The organism is Fictibacillus gelatini DSM 15865 (assembly GCF_000430745.1).
Classification (GTDB): Bacteria; Bacillota; Bacilli; order Bacillales; family Fictibacillaceae; genus Fictibacillus_A; species Fictibacillus_A gelatini.
In genome coordinates, this window is sequence record NZ_AUMP01000005.1 from 81,363 (window position 1) to 100,739 (window position 19,377).

The 19,377-nt window shown below is 44.8% G+C and carries 18 protein-coding genes and 1 pseudogene; all 19 read left to right on the forward strand.

Translation table 11 applies throughout. The features are described 5' to 3' along the window. Positions 1 to 11: 11 nt before the first annotated feature. Entirely contained in the window at positions 12 to 416 is a 405-nt protein-coding gene (locus H538_RS0108840; protein WP_026677304.1) for a F0F1 ATP synthase subunit epsilon, read from the forward strand. Positions 417 to 826: 410 nt separating this feature from the next. Beyond that, positions 827 to 1,372: a glycerol-3-phosphate responsive antiterminator gene (locus H538_RS0108845; RefSeq protein ID WP_026677305.1), complete on the forward strand. Its 546-nt coding sequence runs from the start codon at positions 827 to 829 to the stop codon at positions 1,370 to 1,372. 405 nt (positions 1,373 to 1,777) lie between these two features. Then, complete coding sequence (locus H538_RS0108850; RefSeq protein ID WP_026677306.1) at positions 1,778 to 2,605, forward strand: MIP/aquaporin family protein; 828 nt, start codon at positions 1,778 to 1,780, stop codon at positions 2,603 to 2,605. Between the two features lie 20 nt (positions 2,606 to 2,625). Continuing rightward, positions 2,626 to 4,119 (forward strand): glycerol kinase GlpK, encoded by a 1,494-nt coding sequence (gene glpK, locus H538_RS0108855; RefSeq protein WP_026677307.1) that lies wholly within the window; start codon positions 2,626 to 2,628, stop codon positions 4,117 to 4,119. Between the two features lie 254 nt (positions 4,120 to 4,373). Then, positions 4,374 to 6,044: a glycerol-3-phosphate dehydrogenase/oxidase gene (locus tag H538_RS0108865; RefSeq protein WP_026677308.1), complete on the forward strand. Its 1,671-nt coding sequence runs from the start codon at positions 4,374 to 4,376 to the stop codon at positions 6,042 to 6,044. A 254-nt stretch (positions 6,045 to 6,298) separates the two neighbouring features. Further along, complete coding sequence (locus H538_RS0108870; protein ID WP_026677309.1) at positions 6,299 to 6,673, forward strand: NADH-quinone oxidoreductase subunit A; 375 nt, start codon at positions 6,299 to 6,301, stop codon at positions 6,671 to 6,673. Beyond that, positions 6,664 to 7,182: a NuoB/complex I 20 kDa subunit family protein gene (locus H538_RS0108875; RefSeq protein WP_026677310.1), complete on the forward strand. Its 519-nt coding sequence runs from the start codon at positions 6,664 to 6,666 to the stop codon at positions 7,180 to 7,182. The genes H538_RS0108870 and H538_RS0108875 overlap by 10 nt, the downstream gene beginning before the upstream one ends. Continuing rightward, complete coding sequence (locus tag H538_RS0108880; RefSeq protein WP_081412615.1) at positions 7,179 to 8,819, forward strand: NADH-quinone oxidoreductase subunit C; 1,641 nt, start codon at positions 7,179 to 7,181, stop codon at positions 8,817 to 8,819. The genes H538_RS0108875 and H538_RS0108880 overlap by 4 nt, the downstream gene beginning before the upstream one ends. Before the next feature lie 3 nt (positions 8,820 to 8,822). Beyond that, complete coding sequence (locus H538_RS0108885; RefSeq protein ID WP_026677312.1) at positions 8,823 to 9,923, forward strand: NADH-quinone oxidoreductase subunit D; 1,101 nt, start codon at positions 8,823 to 8,825, stop codon at positions 9,921 to 9,923. Beyond that, positions 9,923 to 10,927, forward strand: coding sequence for an NADH-quinone oxidoreductase subunit NuoH (gene nuoH / locus H538_RS0108890; protein WP_026677313.1), 1,005 nt, complete (start codon positions 9,923 to 9,925; stop codon positions 10,925 to 10,927). Before H538_RS0108885 ends, nuoH begins: the two co-directional genes overlap by 1 nt. Positions 10,928 to 10,981: 54 nt before the next feature. Then, positions 10,982 to 11,401, forward strand: a complete 420-nt coding sequence (gene nuoI, locus H538_RS0108895; protein WP_026677314.1) for an NADH-quinone oxidoreductase subunit NuoI — start codon at positions 10,982 to 10,984, stop codon at positions 11,399 to 11,401. Beyond that, positions 11,398 to 11,916, forward strand: coding sequence for an NADH-quinone oxidoreductase subunit J (locus H538_RS0108900; protein ID WP_026677315.1), 519 nt, complete (start codon positions 11,398 to 11,400; stop codon positions 11,914 to 11,916). The genes nuoI and H538_RS0108900 overlap by 4 nt, the downstream gene beginning before the upstream one ends. After that, positions 11,909 to 12,223 carry an NADH-quinone oxidoreductase subunit NuoK gene (gene nuoK / locus H538_RS0108905; RefSeq protein ID WP_026677316.1) on the forward strand — a complete coding sequence of 105 codons (315 nt, stop codon included), beginning with the start codon at positions 11,909 to 11,911 and terminating at the stop codon, positions 12,221 to 12,223. Before H538_RS0108900 ends, nuoK begins: the two co-directional genes overlap by 8 nt. A 15-nt stretch (positions 12,224 to 12,238) precedes the next feature. After that, positions 12,239 to 14,104: an NADH-quinone oxidoreductase subunit L gene (gene nuoL / locus H538_RS0108910; protein ID WP_026677317.1), complete on the forward strand. Its 1,866-nt coding sequence runs from the start codon at positions 12,239 to 12,241 to the stop codon at positions 14,102 to 14,104. Next, positions 14,101 to 15,621 (forward strand): complex I subunit 4 family protein, encoded by a 1,521-nt coding sequence (locus H538_RS0108915; RefSeq protein WP_026677318.1) that lies wholly within the window; start codon positions 14,101 to 14,103, stop codon positions 15,619 to 15,621. Before nuoL ends, H538_RS0108915 begins: the two co-directional genes overlap by 4 nt. Positions 15,622 to 15,628: 7 nt before the next feature. Beyond that, complete coding sequence (gene nuoN / locus H538_RS0108920) at positions 15,629 to 17,137, forward strand: NADH-quinone oxidoreductase subunit NuoN (RefSeq protein WP_026677319.1); 1,509 nt, start codon at positions 15,629 to 15,631, stop codon at positions 17,135 to 17,137. 208 nt (positions 17,138 to 17,345) lie between these two features. Beyond that, a pseudogene (locus H538_RS25480) lies at positions 17,346 to 17,808 on the forward strand (MerR family DNA-binding transcriptional regulator). Next, complete coding sequence (locus H538_RS0108925) at positions 17,771 to 18,889, forward strand: RNA-guided endonuclease InsQ/TnpB family protein (RefSeq protein ID WP_026677320.1); 1,119 nt, start codon at positions 17,771 to 17,773, stop codon at positions 18,887 to 18,889. Before H538_RS25480 ends, H538_RS0108925 begins: the two are co-directional and overlap by 38 nt. A 164-nt stretch (positions 18,890 to 19,053) precedes the next feature. Next, complete coding sequence (locus H538_RS0108930) at positions 19,054 to 19,287, forward strand: DUF1146 family protein (RefSeq protein ID WP_026677321.1); 234 nt, start codon at positions 19,054 to 19,056, stop codon at positions 19,285 to 19,287. The last annotated feature ends 90 nt before the right edge of the window (positions 19,288 to 19,377 follow it).

A 19,377-nucleotide genomic window follows, 5' to 3' on the forward strand; every position in this document is an offset into this window, starting at 1 on the left:
GGGTAGGACAAATGAGAACGTTAGAAGTAAGTATAGTTACCCCTGATGGTCCTGTGTTTGAAGGAAATGCAGAAATGGTCAGTGCGAAAGCAAAAAGCGGAGAACTTGGCATTTTAGCCGGTCACGTTCCGCTTGTTGCCCCTTTAACCATCAGTGCAGTACGTGTGAAAAATGATGGCAAAACACAAACCGTGGCCGTTAGCGGTGGTTTTATTGAAGTTCGACCTGAAAAAGTGACCGTTCTGGCACAAGCTGCTGAAAAAGTAGAAGATATTGATGTAGAACGCGCCCGTGCCGCGAAGGAACGCGCAGAGCGCCGGTTAAACAACAATCAAGGTGAAATTGACGCCAAACGTGCAGAATATGCATTGAAGCGCGCAATCAACCGCATCGATCTAGCTGAAGGCAGACGATAATGCACAAACCCTCCGGGAATTGAATTCCTGGAGGGTTTTCTTCTGTTTTACGATTAAGCGGTCGGAGAAAGTACCTATGATCAAACCAGCTGAAGTGAAGCCCATGAGGACGGAGCATATAAAGTGATGCTGTTGCGTTCTCAAGGACAGATTATTGCCTTCGCGCCGCATTTTTGTCCGAGAGGCAAGAGCTCAAGGACAGATGATCGCCTTCGCGCTTTATTTTTGTCCGAGAGGCAAGAGCTCAAGGACAGATTATCGCCATCGCGCCGCATTTTTGTCCGAGAGACAATAGAAAACCCATTTTCAACCGTTCATATCGTAGAACTGGAAGCCCTAAATAGTTATGGTAAAGTCGTTCACAAGAAGATATAATAATATTCCATAAAAAAGTAGAGGGGGATAAGAGAGTGAGCTTTAGTGGCCAAACGATTTTGCCGGCAGTGCGGACGATAAAAGATTTGGAGAAATTGTTTCAAAGCAAGTATCAATACATTGTCTTATTGGATACGCATGTAGGCAGGATCAAAACCATCATTCAACTGGCGAAGCAGCATGGGAAATCGATATTTTTGCATCTCGATTTAATTCACGGGCTGAAGGCAGATGAGTATGCAACGGAATTTATTTGTCAGGAGGCAAAACCGGCGGGAATAATATCGACACGCTCCAACGTTATTTTAGCAGCGAAGAAAAAGGGGGTCATTGCGATACAGCGCCTTTTTTTACTCGATTCTATCGCTTTGGAGACAAGCTATAAAATTTTAAAGAAAACGCAGCCAGATTATATTGAAGTGTTACCCGGCGTTATGCCGCACATTATAAAAGAAATTAAAGAAGAAACAGGAATTCCAATCTTTGCCGGAGGATTAATTCGCTCAAAACGCGATGTCGAAATGGCACTACAATCCGGTGCAATCGCGGTAACAACGTCGAAAAGCGAGCTCTGGTTTTAAAAAAATTGAAAAAATTTGCTAGTATTTTTACTAAACTAATTGACAGCGTTTTCATAGATAGTATAATAATAGATAAGTTAATAATTGTGTAGGAGAAAAGGAGAATCACAAAAGTACCTTTATAAAAGGGGTCTTTTTGTGGTTCTCTTTTTTTCTGCCATATCTGCCATAGTTGTTCAAAAAGTCCGGGGAAAATAGCCGTCGAATTTCTTCGTCACTCGGTCTCTCTGGTCCTCATGTATTGATTTTATATATTCCGGTCCTCGAGACTGTCGTTCCTTGAACTTCCGACGTACAGGACGAACTAGTACTGGCGTTGTCACAGGACGTGGCGCTTTTAGCCAGTGTCGGCTCTTGTTTTCTTCCTTTTTGAACACTCATTAAACATTGAAAGGGGAATTTGACATGTCACCATTTGTGGGAGAACTTGTCGGTACGATGATTTTGATTATTTTTGGGGCGGGTGTTTGTGCCAACGTCAGTTTGAAAAAATCAAAAGCGGAAGGCGGGGGATGGATTGTTGTTGCCCTCGGGTGGGGAATGGCTGTGACCATGGGGGTTTATTTTGCCGGTCAGGCAAGCGGCGCTCATTTAAACCCGGCCGTTACTCTTGGGCTCGCGGCCATCGGGGACTTTAGCTGGAGCAAAGTTCCTGGCTATATTACCGCACAAATGATCGGGGCTATTATTGGGGCAGCGGTTGTATATCTTCATTTCTTGCCGCACTGGAAAGAGACGAAAGATCCAGCAGCTAAACTCGGCGTATTTTCAACCGACCCGGCTATTGCTCACACGTTTTCCAATATCATCAGTGAATTTATCGGGACGGCTGTCCTCATGGTAGGATTACTTTCAATAGGGGCGAATAAATTTACAGAAGGGCTTCATCCATTTATTGTTGGCTTTTTAATCGTGGCGATCGGACTATCTCTCGGAGGAACGACGGGATATGCGATCAATCCGGCCCGTGATCTCGGACCGCGCATCGCCCACTTTATTTTGCCGATTGCCGGCAAAGGCACGTCGAATTGGAAATATGCATGGATTCCTGTTGTCGGGCCAATCGCGGGCGGGATGTTCGGAGCTCTCTTTTTCCAGGCTGTATTCCGTGGCAAAGTCACCAGCTTTTTTTGGACCTGGTCGGTTGTATGCCTCGTCTTACTGATCGCATCATATGTTGCAAGCAATAAAAGAACAAGTGAAGTTATGCATGGAGAAGCACATAAAAATTAATACGGAGGAGAGGAAGAAAGATGGAAAAGAAATATGTATTAGCGCTTGACCAGGGGACAACAAGTTCACGGGCGATTTTATTCAATAAAGAAGGGGAAGTCGTCTCTATCGCACAAAAGGAATTCACCCAGCACTTTCCGAAGCCGGGCTGGGTTGAGCATGACGCATCGGAGATCTGGGGAAGCGTTCTAGCTGTCATTGCTCAAGTTCTATCGAATACCAACACATCGGCTAAAGAAATTGCTGCGATCGGCATTACGAATCAACGCGAGACGACGGTTGTATGGGACAAGGTGACAGGTAAGCCGATTTATCACGCGATTGTCTGGCAATCCCGGCAAACAGCAGACATCTGCTCAGAGTTAAAAAATAAAGGCTATGATGAAATGGTCAGAAACAAGACAGGGTTGTTAATTGATGCTTATTTTTCGGGGACGAAAGTAAAGTGGATTCTTGACAATGTTGAAGGAGCGCGGGAAAAAGCGGAGAAAGGCGATTTATTGTTCGGAACGATTGATACGTGGCTCGTTTGGAAACTTTCAGGCGGCAAGGCGCATGTGACCGACTATTCGAATGCTTCACGGACATTAATGTACAACATTTACGATTTAAAATGGGATGAAGAGCTGCTGGATATGCTTGGTGTTCCGAAATCAATGCTTCCTGAGGTTCGCTCCTCTTCTGAAATTTATGCGAACACGATTGATTACCATTTCTTCGGCCAGGAAGTTCCTATTTCAGGAATCGCCGGCGACCAGCAAGCGGCATTATTCGGCCAGGCCTGTTTTGAAAAAGGAATGGCGAAAAACACGTATGGAACGGGCTGTTTTATGCTTATGAACACGGGTGAAAAAGCCGTCCCATCGAAACACGGCTTATTGACGACGATTGCCTGGGGCATTGGTGGAAAAGTCGAATATGCGCTGGAAGGAAGCATTTTCGTTGCCGGTTCTGCGATCCAATGGTTGAGAGATGGGCTCCGCATGTTCAAGGATGCGGCGGATAGTGAACAATATGCTGAGCGCGTGGATTCAACGGATGGAGTATATGTTGTACCGGCATTTGTCGGGCTCGGCACGCCATACTGGGACAGTGATGCCCGCGGTGCAGTGTTTGGTATTACCCGCGGAACAGAAAAGGAGCATTTCGTCCGGGCGACATTGGAATCGCTTGCGTATCAAACGAAAGACGTCCTAACAGCAATGACGGCAGATTCAGGCATCGAATTAAAGAAACTTCGTGTCGATGGCGGGGCGGTGAAAAACAATTTTCTCATGCAGTTCCAGAGCGATATTCTCGGTGTTCCGGTTGAACGGCCGGTCGTTAATGAAACGACGGCTCTCGGCGCGGCTTATCTTGCGGGAATCGCGACCGGTTTCTGGGAAAGCCGCGAGGAGATCGCAAACAAGTGGAAGGTTGAACGAGACTTCGATGTTCAAATGGAAGAAGCGAGACGAGAAGAGCTGTATAAAGGCTGGAAAAAAGCAGTTGAAGCGACAAGAGTGTTTAAATGATTGAAAATGAAAAGGTCATGGAGTATAATAAAAACAAGTTAATATCGGTCGGAGAATAGGAGAGACCACAATTTCTCGCTTTAAGGCGGGAAAATTGTGGTCTCTTTTTTTACGCCTATAAATTCCGATGGGGTGTGAATCATTGGAATCGGCTTTTCGCCGATTCCGACTAATCTCACCTCTGACTTCTCACCTCAGAAAAAAAGGTATTCATTCATTTGTATCTGGGTAAATATGTATAAATGGGAGTGGTTATAATGGAACATACATTTTCAAGTAAGCGCCGGGATGACTATATAACGGAAATGCAAAACGCCGATCTTGATCTTCTCATTATCGGCGGGGGGGTAACAGGAGCGGGCATTTTGCTCGATGCAAGTAGCCGCGGGATGAAATCGGGACTCGTTGAGATGCAGGATTTTGCGGCAGGAACGTCAAGCCGTTCAACAAAATTGGTGCATGGCGGGTTGCGCTATTTAAAGCAATTGGAAGTAAAGCTCGTCGCAGAAGTAGGAAAAGAACGGGCGATTGTGTACGAAAATGCCCCGCATGTGACAAAACCGGAATGGATGCTGCTTCCGTTTTATAAAGGTGGAACGTTCGGAAAGTTTTCAACGTCGATTGGCTTGAAAGTGTATGATTTTTTAGCCGGTGTGAAAAGAACGGAACGCCGGAGCATGCTTACGAAAGAGGAAGCGCTTGGAAAAGAGCCGCTGTTGAAAAAAGAGCAATTACTTGGCGGCGGATATTATGTTGAATATAAAACAGATGATGCCCGCCTCACGATGGAAATTATGAAAAAAGCGGTCCAGCTTGGCGGATTGGCCGTTAACTATATGAAAGTGACGGATTTTATTTATGATGGCGGAAAAGTGAAAGGCGTTAAAGTCCTGAATACGCTATCGAACAAAGAATACGAAATCGTTGCAAAAAAAATCGTCAACGCGGCTGGTCCGTGGGTGGACCAATTGCGCGAGAAGGACGGCTCGGCCACAGGCAAAAGAATTCATCATACGAAAGGCGTTCACGTCGTCATTGACCAGAGCCGCTTTCCATTAAAACAGGCGGTATATTTCGATACGCCGGATGGACGAATGGTTTTTGCCATTCCGCGTGACGGGAAAACGTATGTAGGGACGACAGATACGGACTATAAAGGCGATTTGAAAAATCCACGCATTACAGAAGGTGATCTCGATTATTTAATAAAGTCCATTCACTTTATGTTTCCTGAAGCGGGCATTACAAGAGATGACATTGAATCGTCCTGGTCCGGCCTTCGTCCGCTCATTCACGAAGAAGGGAAAGGCCCATCGGAAATATCGAGAAGGGACGAAGTATTTCATTCACAGAGCGGCCTCATTACCATTGCAGGAGGGAAGTTGACAGGGTATCGGAAAATGGCGGAGAAGGTCGTTGATCTCGTTGCAAGTGAACTTTTAAACGAACAGGAAACTCTTTTTTCAAAAAGTAATACGAAACATTTGCCATTATCCGGCGGGGATGTCGGAGGAAGCGATCAATTTCCGGGGTTTGTCCGTGAGAAGATGGCCCTCGGTATGAACATTGGATTAACAGAGGAGGAAGCAAGCTGGCTCGTTCACCGTTACGGTTCCAATGTCGAACGGTTATATGACATTTGTAAGAAAAAGGGGCATGAAGCTGAAAACTATGATCTTCCTGTAAGTATCTATGCTACGGTTATGTACAGCATAGAAGAGGAAATGACGGCAACGCCTGCCGATTACTTCATTCGCAGAACGGGTGCGTTATATTTTAACATTGACTTCGTCCGCCGGTATAAAGAGCGGGTCATTAAGTTAATGGCCGATCAATTCAATTGGGCGGATGAGCAGAAGGCCCATTTTGCGGAAGAGCTAGAGAGGCAAATGGAATATAGCACGAAACCTGTAAAAGAAAGTTAGGAAAAAACGGTGAGCAGACGCTGGCTCGCCGTTTTTTTATCAAAAACGCTATTTTGAGGGACTCTTACATATGAGTAATTTTATATTTCTTATAAGCCAGTCTTATTTCAATATTTCCATCATATATTTTTAAAAAAAGGGCCATAAACAGGCTCTTTTTTTAATCCAATGGTCATTGTCGACACAAATATTGGCATTTGTTATAATATATATGATTCTAAAATTTATAAAAATTCAGATGATGGGGGTTGCTAATGGACTTATACAATGTATATCAAAATAATTACCTCATTGTAGCTGTCTTTTTGCTTTTAGGTATTTTACTGCCCGTCGGAGCTCTAACGGCAGGACGTCTCTTGCGTCCGAACAGGCCGACGAAAGAAAAAGCAACAACCTATGAAAGCGGGATTGAACCGTTTCAGCAAAGCTGGATTCAGTTTAATGTTCGTTATTATTTATTTGCATTATTATTTGTCATCTTTGATGTCGAGACTGTTTTTTTATATCCATGGGCCGTAGCCTATGATGAATTAGGACTATTTGCCCTTATAGAAATGGCGATATTTGTTTTATTGCTGACGCTTGGACTTGTATATGCTTGGAAAAAGAAGGTGTTGAAATGGAACTAAATCTGTCTGACATTTCACCGGAAGAAAAAGCAGAGCTTGAGCGCAGTATTTTTTTTACTACTCTTGAGCAAATCAAAGCATGGGCAAGGAGCAATTCTCTCTGGCCCGTAACATTTGGTCTGGCATGCTGCGCCATTGAGATGATGGGAACAGGAGCTGCCCACTATGATCTTGACCGGTTTGGCACAATGTTCCGCGCCTCACCGCGACAATCGGATGTCATGATCGTATCAGGGACAGTGACAAAGAAAATGGCACCCGTCCTTAAACGGTTATACGAGCAAATGCCTGAGCCAAAATGGGTCATTGCCATGGGTTCATGCGCGACTGCAGGGGGCCCTTATATTAAGTCATATGCGGTTGTTAAAGGCGTTGATCAAATTGTCCCTGTGGATGTCTACATTCCAGGCTGCCCGCCGAACCCGGCAGCACTCATTTATGGCATTAATAAATTGCAGGAGAAAATTCGTTATGAAGCAAAGACGGGTAAGAAGGTGACTGATCAATGAGCGAAAACGAAGGTAAAAAACCGGAATCCCATCGTGAAAATAACGGTCAAGAAGAATTGTCTCTCGAGGAAAAGAAAAGACGAGCCGCGGCAGAAGCGAAAGCGAGAGCGTTGGAACTCGCGAAGCAGCGCGCCCGGGAAAAAGAGCAAGCCGTCCAACCAGACACCGAAGAAGCATCCCTCAGTATAGAAGAACAGAAGAAACGCGCGGCAGCAGAAGCTAAAGCGAGAGCATTGGAACTCGCGAAGCAGCGTGCCCGTGAAAAAGAGCAAGCCGTCCAACCAGACACCGAAGAAGCATCCCTCAGTATAGAAGAACAGAAGAAACGCGCGGCAGCAGAAGCTAAAGCGAGAGCATTGGAACTCGCGAAGCAGCGTGCCCGTGAAAAAGAGCAAGCCGTCCAACCAGACACCGAAGAAGCATCCCTCAGTATAGAAGAACAGAAGAAACGCGCGGCAGCAGAAGCAAAAGCGAGAGCGTTGGAACTCGCGAAGCAGCGTGCCCGTGAAAAAGAGCAAACCGCAAAACCAGACACCGAAAAAGAGCCTCTCAGTATAGAAGAACAGAAGAAACGAGCCGCCGCAGAAGCGAAAGCGAGAGCGCTGGAACTCGCAAAGCAGCGTGCCCGTGAAAAAGAGCAAACCGCAAAACCAGACACCGAAGAAGCATCCCTCAGTATAGAAGAACAGAAGAAACGCGCGGCAGCAGAAGCGAAAGCGAAGGCATTAGAACGGGCAAAACAAAAAGCGCTTGAAACGCAAGATGAGACTTCAAGCGACGACGCAGCCCGAAAGGCGAAAGCAGCTGCAGCCGCGAAGGCAAAGGCTGCTGCGGCAGCCAAAGCAAAAGCGATGCGCGAGGCGATAGAAGCAAACGGTGCAGACCAATCGGACGAAAAAGCAAAGGCGCTTGCAGCGGCGAAAGCAAAGGCAGCCGCAGCAGCAAAGGCAAAAGCAGCTGCCGCGGCAAAAGCGAAAGCCATGCGCCAGGCTGCCGGGGAAAGCGCAGATGTTGCGGATGAAAAAGAGAAAGCGCTTGCAGCAGCCAAAGCAAAGGCGGCCGCAGCAGCGAAAGCAAAAGCACTTGCTGCGGCAAAAGCCCGCGCCGCAGCTAATGCAAACTCGTCCGCAGCAGAACCTCAAGCTGAAGAAAAGCCTTCTGTCAACCAGCCATTGCTTGATCATTATGTCAAAGTCATTCAAGAACATCTCGGAGATGGCGTATTGGAAGATTACTATATTAATCGGCTCTCAAAAGATGTTCCGACCCTCGTGGCGAAGCCGGATACATATTATAAGGTCGCCGAGTTTTTAAAGCATCATGACGAACTTCGGTTTGACTACCTGTCAGAGCATCATGGAACGGATTTTATGACCCATTTTGAAGTGTATAACCATTTATTTTCGTATCAACACCGCCGGGCTGTTGCCCTAAAGGTAAAAATTGACCGGGAAGAAGCGAAGATTGCATCGATTACACCAATCTGGCAGGGAGCGAACTGGCCTGAACGGGAAACGTTTGATTTGCTTGGCATTACATTTGTCGGCCATCCGAACTTAAAACGAATTATGCTGACCGACGATTGGGTGGGTCATCCTCTTCGTAAAGATTATGAACCGTATGACGTGGAGGTGTAAGACTTGATCAGAACGGAAGAAATGCTTCTTAACGTCGGGCCGCAGCATCCGAGCACACACGGGGTGTTCCGAATCATTTTAAAAATTGATGGGGAAACCGTCATTGAAGCGACCCCCGTGATCGGCTATTTACACCGCGGTACTGAAAAACTAGCAGAAAACTTGCAATACACGCAAATTATCCCTTACACCGACAGGATGGATTACTTATCGGCGATGACCAACAATTATGTCATCTGCCACGCGGTTGAAACGATGATGGGGCTTGAAATCCCGGAGCGGGCCGAATACTTGCGGGTCATCGCAATGGAACTCGGGAGAATTGCAAGCCACCTTGTCTGGTATGGAACATATTTATTGGACCTTGGAGCGATGAGTCCATTTCTATATGCATTTCGTGAACGCGAAGCGATTATAAATCTACTAAATGAACTATGTGGCGCTCGCCTGACTTTTAATTATATGCGTGTCGGGGGTGTCAAATGGGACGCTCCGGAAGGATGGATCGAGAAGGTTCGCGATTTTGTCCCTTATATGAGGGAGCAGTTGAAAGGGTACCACGACCTTGTGACAGGGAATGAAATTTTCTTGAACCGTGTAAAAGGGATCGGCTATTACACAAAGGAAGAAGCGATCGACTATTCATTGAGCGGCGCGAACCTGCGCTGTACAGGCGTCAACTGGGATTTGAGAAAAGATGAGCCTTATTCGATTTATGACCGCTTTGACTTTGATGTCCCTGTTTTTCACACCGGGGATGCATGGGCACGTTATCAGTGCCGCATGGCGGAAATCGAAGAGTCGCTCAAAATTGTTGAGCAGGCAGTAGAGCAGTTTCCTGCTGAGGGAGCGATTATGGCCAAAGTGCCGCGAATCATTAAGCCGCCAAAAGGCGAAGCGTTCGTCCGCATCGAATCACCAAGAGGCGAGATCGGCTGCTATATCGCGTCTGAAGGGAAAAAGGAGCCGTATCGCTTAAAGTTTAGAAGGCCGTCCTTTTACAATTTGCAAATTTTACCGAAGCTGCTTGTCGGAGAAAATCTTGCCAATTTGATCGCCATTTTAGGAGGAATCGACATTGTGCTTGGGGAGGTGGATGGTTGATGATCGAACATTTGCTACAGTCGCCACCCGGTTGGATTCACTTTCTTATTTTCTTCTGTTTAGGGGCTATTTTACTCGCCATTGTGCTCGGGTTTGTAACGTATGCCATTCTTGCCGAACGAAAAGTGCTCGGTTTTATGCAAATAAGGATCGGGCCGAACCGGATTGGCGGCCGATTTGGTCTATTGCAAACCGTGGCGGACGTTTTCAAGCTGTTAATTAAGGAAGACATCATTCCGAAACTTGCGGATAGGCCGCTATTTATACTGGCCCCGATTCTTGCTTTCGCCCCATCTTTTCTCGTATTGGCGGTCATGCCGTTTTCGGAAAACGTCAAGTTCGCCGACATCGGTGTCGGGCTTCTTTACTACATTGCCGTCTCGGGAATTTCCGCGATTGGAATGTTGCTCGGGGGATGGGCGTCGAACAATAAATACTCACTTCTTGGCGGCATGCGTTCGGCGGCGCAAATGATCTCCTACGAAATCCCGCTTGTCATGTCCGTGATTGGTGTCATCCTATTTACGGGAAGCTTGAACTTGACGGACATCGTCGAAGGCCAGAAGCATGTGGCGTACATGTTTTTATCGCCGATCGGCTTTATCGTCTTTTTCATTTCGTCCCTGGCTGAATTAAGCCGGACACCGTTTGACCTCCCGGAAGCGGAATCCGAGCTTGTCGCGGGCTATCATGTCGAGTACTCAGGTTTCCGCTGGGCATTTTTCATGCTCGCTGAATATGTCTATTTGTTTGCGATGGCGTCGCTGATGACTGTTTTATTTCTCGGCGGCTGGAATCCGATTCCCTTTCTCGGCTTCATCCCGGGCGTCATCTGGTTTGCGCTTAAGTTCAGTCTCATCGTTTTCATTATGATTTGGATTCGGGGAACGTTTCCCCGCATTCGGGCAGATCAGCTGATGGAGTTTGCCTGGAAGGTCCTGTTGCCACTTGCATTATTGAACATTTTTGTCAGCGCCGCCGTGAAAGAACTCTTTTTAAAATAAAAGGTTGTAAAAAGCACGGCTTTCTCTCAAATCTTCCAAAAAAGGAGTGGCATGATGCTCGGTTTAACGAAAGGCCTTAAATATACGTTGAAAAACTTAACAAAGCAAAATGTGACAACAAAGTATCCTGATGCGCCGCTTGAGCTGCCGGATCGCTTTCGCGGCATTCAAAAGTTTTACCCTGAAAAATGCATTGTCTGCAACCAGTGTGCTGCCATTTGTCCGACAGAATGCATTCAATTGACAGGGAAAAAGCATCCGGATCCGGCGAAAAAAGGAAAGATCATCGATACGTACGACATTAATTTTGAAATTTGCATTCTTTGTGATTTATGCACGGAAGTTTGTCCGACCGAGGCGATCGTCATGACGAATAACTTTGAACTTGCCGAATACAGCCGGGATGAATTGTTTAAAGATATGCGCTGGCTCGATGAAAATGATGCGAACATTCGAAAGGAAAATAAAGTATGACAGGTGAAATGATTGCTTTCTTCATTCTTGCGCTCGTGGCGATTTGCGGCGGAGTATTCATGATCCATTCAGAAAATGTCGTTCATATGGTCGTTTCCTTGATCTTCACGTTTTTGTCGATTGCCGGGATTTATATTTTGCTGTCCGCAGAATTTGTTGCTGTTGTCCAGGTGCTGATTTATTCAGGAGCGATCACGATTATTATGCTTTTCGGCATCATGCTGACAAAGCACGATCCAAAAAGCGAAAAGAGGATCGCTAAAAGCCGAATATTAGCAGTCGGAACAGGGGTTGTCGCATTTTTCATCATTATGTTTCTCGCCATTAACAAGCTTTCATTTAAACAGCAGGATGTTGAGCTGTACGTCCATAATGTGAAAAAAATCGGTATCGAGCTTTACTCAAAGTATGTGATTCCGTTTGAGTTAACATCTATTCTTTTATTAGTCGCCCTTATCGGTGCTGTCGTGCTTGCTAAAAAGGACGAATCAGAGGAGATGAACGAACATGAGTAGCCTTCCTTTACCCGTCTTTCTTGTGTTGGCGTTAATTTTATTTTGCATAGGCCTGTTCGGCGCCTTGACGAAACGAAATGCCGTCATCGTGCTTATTTCCATTGAGTTGATGCTGAATGCCGTTAACATTAACCTTGTCGCTTTCAGTAAATACGGTCCTAATCCGGGGATTACCGGGCAGATTTTTTCGCTCTTTACGATCACGGTAGCGGCGGCTGAAGCGGCAGTTGGACTTGCCATTCTTTTTGCCTTATATCGGAACAGGCGAACGGTCAATGTCAATGAAATGGATCAGTTGAAGCGCTAAAGGGGGATGGATATGATGATGCAATATGCCTGGCTTATACCGCTCATGCCGCTGTTATCCTTCATCCTTCTTTTATTGCTTGGAAAGAAACTAAAAGAAGCTTCCGCTTATGTCGGCATTTGGCTGACGGCTGTTCCTCTCGTTATGTCGTTTATTGTCTTTTTTGGTCAGTGGGGCGGAGAATCTTATAAAGCGGAAGGCACATGGCTTACTATCGGGCATGCGGTCATTACTTTTGGAATTGAAATTAATCCGCTAAATAGCTTAATGTTGGTCATTGTTTCACTCGTCAGTTTTCTCGTCCATCTCTATTCGAAAGGGTATATGAATGGAGACGAACGCGTTCCCGTCTTTTTTGCCTACCTTGGCCTGTTTACGTTCGCCATGCTTGGGCTTGTCATGTCGCCCAACTTGCTGCAACTTTATATGTTTTGGGAACTTGTCGGCCTTGGTTCATTCCTGTTGATTGGTTACTATTATTTCAAACCGGAAGCCAGGCAAGCAGCGAAGAAAGCTTTTATTATGACGAGAATTGGGGACGTCGGGCTTTTTATCGGTATGATTCTCTTATTCTGGCAAGTTGGCAGCTTTGAATTTGACGACATTTTCAAGGCGGTGGCCAGCCATGAAATGACACATGCGATGATCACGCTGACGGCGATCCTTATATTCGTTGGAGCGATCGGAAAATCGGGCCAATTGCCGCTTCACACATGGCTTCCGGACGCAATGGAAGGGCCGACCCCGGTTTCGGCACTTATTCATGCCGCGACAATGGTAGCTGCTGGTGTGTACCTTGTTGCAACCATGTATCCGCTGTTTGCCGCGTCAACTGCTGCGCTTACGACAGTTGCCGTCGTTGGCGGAGTGACAGCCATTTTTGCCGCATCAATCGGTTTGATGCAAAAGGACATCAAACGGGTGCTCGCTTATTCTACGGTCAGCCAGCTCGGCTATATGATGCTTGCGCTTGGTTCTGGCGGATATGTTGCCGGCGTGTTTCACTTAACGACCCATGCCTTTTTTAAAGCGTTGTTGTTTTTAGCGGCAGGTAGTGTTATTCATGCGGTACATACACAGGACATTGAAAAGATGGGCGGACTCTATCGAAAATTAAAGCGAACCGGTCCTCTCTTTTTAATCGGTGCCCTTGCGATTTCGGGCTTCCCGTTATTATCCGGGTTTTTCAGCAAAGATCAAATTTTGGCTGCAACCTATGAAGACGGGCGTTTCGGTTTATTTTGGCTCGCCATCATCGCCGCGTTTTTTACAGCCTTCTATATGTTCCGGCTGTTCTTTATGGTCTTTACAGGGGAGTTTCGGGGAGCAGCGAAAGAGGTTCACGAATCTCCAGGCGTAATGACGTTTCCGATGATTGTCCTTGGCATCCTTGCCGTACTTGCGGGATATGTTAACACTTCATGGTTCGGGACATTCCTATCTGATTATTTAGGAAAAGGAGAAGTGGCACCTTTAGCTTCTAATCATGAGCCGATTTGGATTTCTGTTGTAGCGACACTTGTATCATTACTTGGCATTTTCATGGCGTACTTGATTTATAAAAAAGGTTCCTTATCAAGAGATTGGCTCTCTCGCCACCTCCCATCTTTAAGTAGCGTCGTGTACAACAAATATTATATCGATGAAGTATATCATGCCGTTATTGTCCGGGGGGTCAGAGCTTTCAGTTATGGATGGTCACTCATCGACCGCTATATCGTGGAAGGCATCGTAAATGGTGCGGTTGCGCTCGTCCATTGGCTGGCTAAGCTCGGGTCTAAATGCCAGAACGGCCAGGTGCAAACGTATGGAGCAGTTGCATTTGTCGGCCTTGTTCTTCTTCTTTTAATCTTTGCAGTGTCAGGGGGGTATTTTTCATGAACGAAATCTTGCTTTCTATTCTGGTTTTCTCCCCGCTTTTAGCTGTTGTGGTACTTGCTTTTACCCCTTCGAATCAGGAACAATCGCTTAAATGGATTGGGCTTTTTGGCACGTTGTTGCCGCTTGTGCTTGCAATCATCACCTTTTGCCAGTTTGACATAGGAAGTTCGGCGATTCAGTTGAATGAAAAAATAAACTGGATCTCCTTTACTATTGCCCATACGGACAGCAATGTCACCATGCCGATTCAATACGAGCTCGGGGTGAACGGTCTTTCACTCGTTCTTATATTGCTGACATCTGTCGTTGCCGTCTTAGCTGCTATCGGTTCGTTTACAATTAAAGGGCAATGGAAAAGCTATTTTATTTTCTTTTTACTAATGGAAGTCGGAATGCTCGGCGTTTTCGCTTCACAAAATTTATTTTTGTTCTTTATCTTTTTCGAGATGACCTTAATCCCGATGTTCTTTTTAATTGGAAGATGGGGGTATGAAAATAAGGAAAAAGCAGCCTACAGTTTTTTAATTTACAATGGGCTCGGTTCGGCTATTTTGTTAATTGTTTTTGTCGTTTTATTTATGAAGACAGGGACATTGAATTATGGAGAATTGGCGAATATTTTCGCTAATGGGGGAAGCGGGCTGCTCGATTCGGTTCCAGGGGAAACATTCCGTTTATCGATACTCATCGCGCTATTGTTGGCGTTTGGCGTTAAGCTCCCTATCGTTCCACTTCATACGTGGATGCTCCGGGTCCATGTTGAAGCGCCGCCTCCTGTTGTCATGATCCACTCCGGCATTTTATTAAAAATCGGAGCTTACGGTTTAATAACGTTTGGGATGGGCTTTTTTCCGGCTGAATTTAAGCGGATCGCTTTTAGCATAGCAATCCTTGGCGTCGTTAACCTTTTATACGGAGCATTTATTGCGATCGTTCAAACGGATGTGAAAAAAGTGTTGGCTTATTCATCTGTTTCTCATATGGGGATTGTTTTAATCGGGCTTGCCGCCTTGAATGATGCAGGGGTGCAGGGGGCCATTTTTCAAGTTGTTTCCCACGGATTGATCTCAGCTCTTCTTTTCTTTCTTGTCGGAGTTCTCTATGAACGGACAGGAACATCATATCTTAAGGCGTACAGCGGTTTCGTAAAAACGATGCCGCTGGCGTCGGGGGTGCTCGTCGCAGCAGGGCTTGCTTCATTAGGCTTGCCGGGGATGTCCGGATTCATCAGCGAATTGATGTCCTTCCTCGGCCTCTTTCAAACGAAGCCGATTGTGGCAGCGGTCGGGACACTTGGAATCATTTTAACGGCTGTTTATATGTTGCGGGCGGTCATGGCGATCACATATGGCCCTCTATCCGCCGAAAGGGGAAAACTAGTTGATCTTAATGTGAGGGAAATGGTACCTGCATATGTTTTGCTGGCTCTCATCATTGCAATTGGGGTATATCCTGACATGCTAGGGATGACGATTAAATCAACGCTTGACTCGATTTTATCAGGATTTGGGGGGTGACGAGACTATGGAGCTTGAAACGATTCGTTCTTATGACTGGGGCATCATGGCACCTGAATTGATTATTTTAGGGGCCGCAACGATCCTGTCGCTCGCTGATTTGTTGATGCCGAAAAAAGCAAGCAGGCGTTACCTTGCCATTTTTGCTTTTCTTGGCGTTGCTTGTGCTCTTGTCGCTCTCTTTATGCAGCTTGATAACGGGGTCATTTCGATTTTAGCGGATACGTACCGATTCGATTCGTTTTCAAAAGCGTTTAAGCTTCTTTTCCTCATTGGAACAGGTTTAATTTTGCTTCTTGCTTTTGACGATCGAAAGGGAGAGCGGGATGAATATCGCGGGGAATTTTATTATTTGCTGCTGACAGCCTTGCTTGGGGCGATGATGATGGCTTCAAGCGCGGACATGATTACGTTGTTTGTCGGCCTTGAATTGCTTTCACTTTCATCATACATTATGGCCGGCCTCCGAAAACGGGATAGACAGTCCAATGAAGCGGCTTTTAAATACGTAGTAAATGGCGGAATTTCAACGGCAATCACATTATTTGGGATGAGTTACATATTTGGTTTAACGGGGGAAACCAATCTATATGCGATTCAAAATGCGCTGGGCGACCCGACAATTTTGCAAAATCAATTTTTGCTCGTATTTGCATTTCTTATTACGTTTGTCGGATTATCGTTTAAAATCGCAACCGTCCCGTTTCAAATGTGGGCACCTGATGTTTATCATGGGGCTCCCATTCCGGTCACTGCCTTTTTAAGTGTTGTATCTAAGGCGGCAGGGTTTGTCATTATGATCCGTTTCTTGCTGGTGACGTTTATTGCGGCGCCAGGAGTCGCGGAGAAGCCGTTGCTTCAAGAAGTTCAGCCCTATCTTGCCATACTTGCCGGCGCGTCGATGATTATAGGGAATCTCATTGCGCTGAGGCAGCGTAACATCAAACGGATGTTTGCGTATTCATCCATTGCCCAGGCGGGTTACATTCTCGTTCCGTTCGCTGTTATTTCCGGATTAATGTTTGAAGCGGTCTGGTTTTATTTGTTAGCTTATTTATTTATGAACATCGGCGTATTTGCAATTATCCAACTTGTCACGGCAAAAAGCGGTTCAACTGATATTTCAAGTTTTGCCGGTCTCTACAGGCGATCGCCATGGATTGCGGTTTGCATGACGATATTCGTTTTATCCCTTGCCGGCTTTCCGGCGACCGCTGGCTTTATTGGGAAATTTGGCATATTTATGAGTGCATTGAGCACAGGGGCGCACTATTGGCTCGCCGGAATTATGATTGCGACAACGGTTGTTTCCTATTTCTATTATTTTAATGTCATCGGCCAAATGTTTTTCAGATCCGAGGAAGAGGCGGGCAAGGTGTCGATTCCCGGGGGCGTGCTGACCGTTACTGCTGTTTGTGTCATCTCCACACTCGTGCTCGGCATATTGCCTCATACGGCGCTCGAGTTTTTTTACAACCAGTTTGATTTAAGCCAGTTTTTCACCCCGACGAAATAGAAGCACCTTGCATAGGTGTTTCCCGGGCTGTCGCAACAATTTCGACAGCCCTTTTTGTGCGTCGCGATCGATCTGGACTCGACGGAAAAAACTTTTTTTCTAATGTGGTAAAATAAGTGACATTACAACATGCATGGAGGTGAAGTAATAGTTGGGATAAGATTATAAATGTTTATAAAACCTTATTGTTTTGTAATAAAACAAAGAGGTGAGAAGATACTATTCAATAGGCGAATTTGCCAAATTGATAGGGAAAACAACGCAAACATTAAGAAATTGGGATAAACAAGGAGTTTTTAAGCCGCATCATGTGACAGATAGTGGTTATAGATATTCTCTCAACCACAACTCCATCACTTCTTAGGCATTAAAAGTGAAGCGCAATTAAATAAAATGGTAATAGGATATTGTAGAGTTAGTTCGCACAAGTAAAAAGATGACTTAGAGAGACAAATTGATAACGTAAAAACATATATGCTCGCTAAGGGTTATCAATTTGAAATCATCTCAGATATTAACAGTGGGATTAACTACAGTAAAAAAGGATTAAACAAATCGTTACCGTTTTTAGTTGTAGACTTCAAGGGAATAGAGCAAATAGAGCCAAGAAGATGATTAAGGAGTTGATGGAAAGTGATACTTGCGAAGAAAGTGAGGATCAAGCCGACTAAAGAACAGGAACATCAGCTTTGGAAGTCTGTTGGAACAGCACGATGGGCTTATAATTGGGCATTAGCGAAACAAGAAGAAAATTATAAGCAAGGTGGAAAATTTATATCTGATGGAATCCTGCGCAAAGAATTAACTGGTTTGAAACAAACAGAAGAATACGCCTGGTTATATGAAGTTTCCAACAATGTCATAAAACAAGCGATCAAAGATGCTTGTGATGCGTATAAAAGATTTTTTAAGAAACAAGCGGTCAAGCCACGTTTTAAAAGCAAAAAGAAATCAAAACCGTCTTTCTATAATGACAATGTGAAATTGAAAGTGAAGAAAAATGAGGTTTTGATTGAAAAAGTTGGTTGGGTTAAAACATCTGAACAGATACCAATGGGTATAAAGTACTCGAATCCAAGAGTCAGTTTTGATGGGAAGTATTGGTACTTGTCTGTTGGGATTGAACAAGAAATACAACCAACGGAATTAACAGATGTTTCATTAGGAATTGATGTTGGTGTAAAGGAATTAGCGGTATGTTCTAATGGGATGACTTTCAAGAACATTAATAAAATAAAAACGATAAAACAAAGAGAGAAACGCCTTCGTAGGTTGCAGCGTCAAGTTTCTCGAAAATATGAAATGAACAAGGAGGGAAACCGTTTTGTCAAAACAAGCAACATTATAAAACTCGAAAAGCGAATACGACATCTACATAGACGTTTGACAAACATTCGTGATCATCACATTCACCAGGCAACAACTGCAATCGTGAAAACCAAACCTTGCAGAGTTGTAATGGAAACATTGAATATTAAAGGAATGATGAAGAATCGTCATTTGTCCAAAGCCATTGCACAGCAAAAATTATACGATTTCAAAGTGAAATTACAATATAAGTGTGAGAAATACGGAATTGCGTTCATCGAAGCTGACAAATGGTATCCATCTTCTAAAATGTGTTCATGTTGTGGTCAAATAAAAAAAGACTTGAAACTTTCCGACAGAATATATCGATGTGAATGTGGTCATGAAATGGATAGAGATTTAAATGCATCTATTAATTTGTCACGTTATGGATTAGCAAATTAACACTAAAACGTTATTGCTAATGTGTACGATTCGTTGTATCGGAATTTACGCCTGTGGAGTGTTACACTAAACGAAAGTAGCTTTGGCAAAATCGGACACGTAGAAGCAGGAAGCAAACAAAGCTTTATAGAGTTTTATAAGGTTTTGGCAACGGGAGATAAATGATCGACGATGTTGGGCAACAGGCGCTTTTGCGTTTGCTCGTACATTTATTATTTTTAGTCGTTTCCTGGTGGGCGATTCAGGCGATTCGCTTCGATCCGCTTATTAAAAAAGGAAAAGTGATTCAAGCACGGATATTAATGATTTTATTGACGATAGGGCTTTCCGCTCTTGTCAGCAACTTTTTTCTGACGTATTTGGATTATTCGACCCAATTGCGCTATTTATTCAAATGATAAAATCTGTCGTTTAATGTAACCGTTTTGTAACCTTTTTGTTATTAGAATGAAATAAGATAGCATCATAAGAAGCTTAAGCGTTTGTTT

Excerpts from the sequence above, each read along its gene's own strand:
- H538_RS0108840 (WP_026677304.1), top strand. The coding sequence starts at position 12 with ATGAGAACGTTAGAAGTAAGTATAGTTACCCCTGATGGTCCTGTGTTT.
- H538_RS0108850 (WP_026677306.1), top strand. The coding sequence starts at position 1,778 with ATGTCACCATTTGTGGGAGAACTTGTCGGTACGATGATTTTGATTATT.
- glpK (WP_026677307.1), top strand. The coding sequence starts at position 2,626 with ATGGAAAAGAAATATGTATTAGCGCTTGACCAGGGGACAACAAGTTCA.
- H538_RS0108870 (WP_026677309.1), top strand. The coding sequence starts at position 6,299 with ATGGACTTATACAATGTATATCAAAATAATTACCTCATTGTAGCTGTC.
- H538_RS0108875 (WP_026677310.1), top strand. The coding sequence starts at position 6,664 with ATGGAACTAAATCTGTCTGACATTTCACCGGAAGAAAAAGCAGAGCTT.
- H538_RS0108880 (WP_081412615.1), top strand. The coding sequence starts at position 7,179 with ATGAGCGAAAACGAAGGTAAAAAACCGGAATCCCATCGTGAAAATAAC.
- nuoH (WP_026677313.1), top strand. The coding sequence starts at position 9,923 with ATGATCGAACATTTGCTACAGTCGCCACCCGGTTGGATTCACTTTCTT.
- nuoI (WP_026677314.1), top strand. The coding sequence starts at position 10,982 with ATGCTCGGTTTAACGAAAGGCCTTAAATATACGTTGAAAAACTTAACA.
- H538_RS0108900 (WP_026677315.1), top strand. The coding sequence starts at position 11,398 with ATGACAGGTGAAATGATTGCTTTCTTCATTCTTGCGCTCGTGGCGATT.
- nuoK (WP_026677316.1), top strand. The coding sequence starts at position 11,909 with ATGAGTAGCCTTCCTTTACCCGTCTTTCTTGTGTTGGCGTTAATTTTA.
- nuoL (WP_026677317.1), top strand. The coding sequence starts at position 12,239 with ATGATGCAATATGCCTGGCTTATACCGCTCATGCCGCTGTTATCCTTC.
- H538_RS0108915 (WP_026677318.1), top strand. The coding sequence starts at position 14,101 with ATGAACGAAATCTTGCTTTCTATTCTGGTTTTCTCCCCGCTTTTAGCT.
- nuoN (WP_026677319.1), top strand. The coding sequence starts at position 15,629 with ATGGAGCTTGAAACGATTCGTTCTTATGACTGGGGCATCATGGCACCT.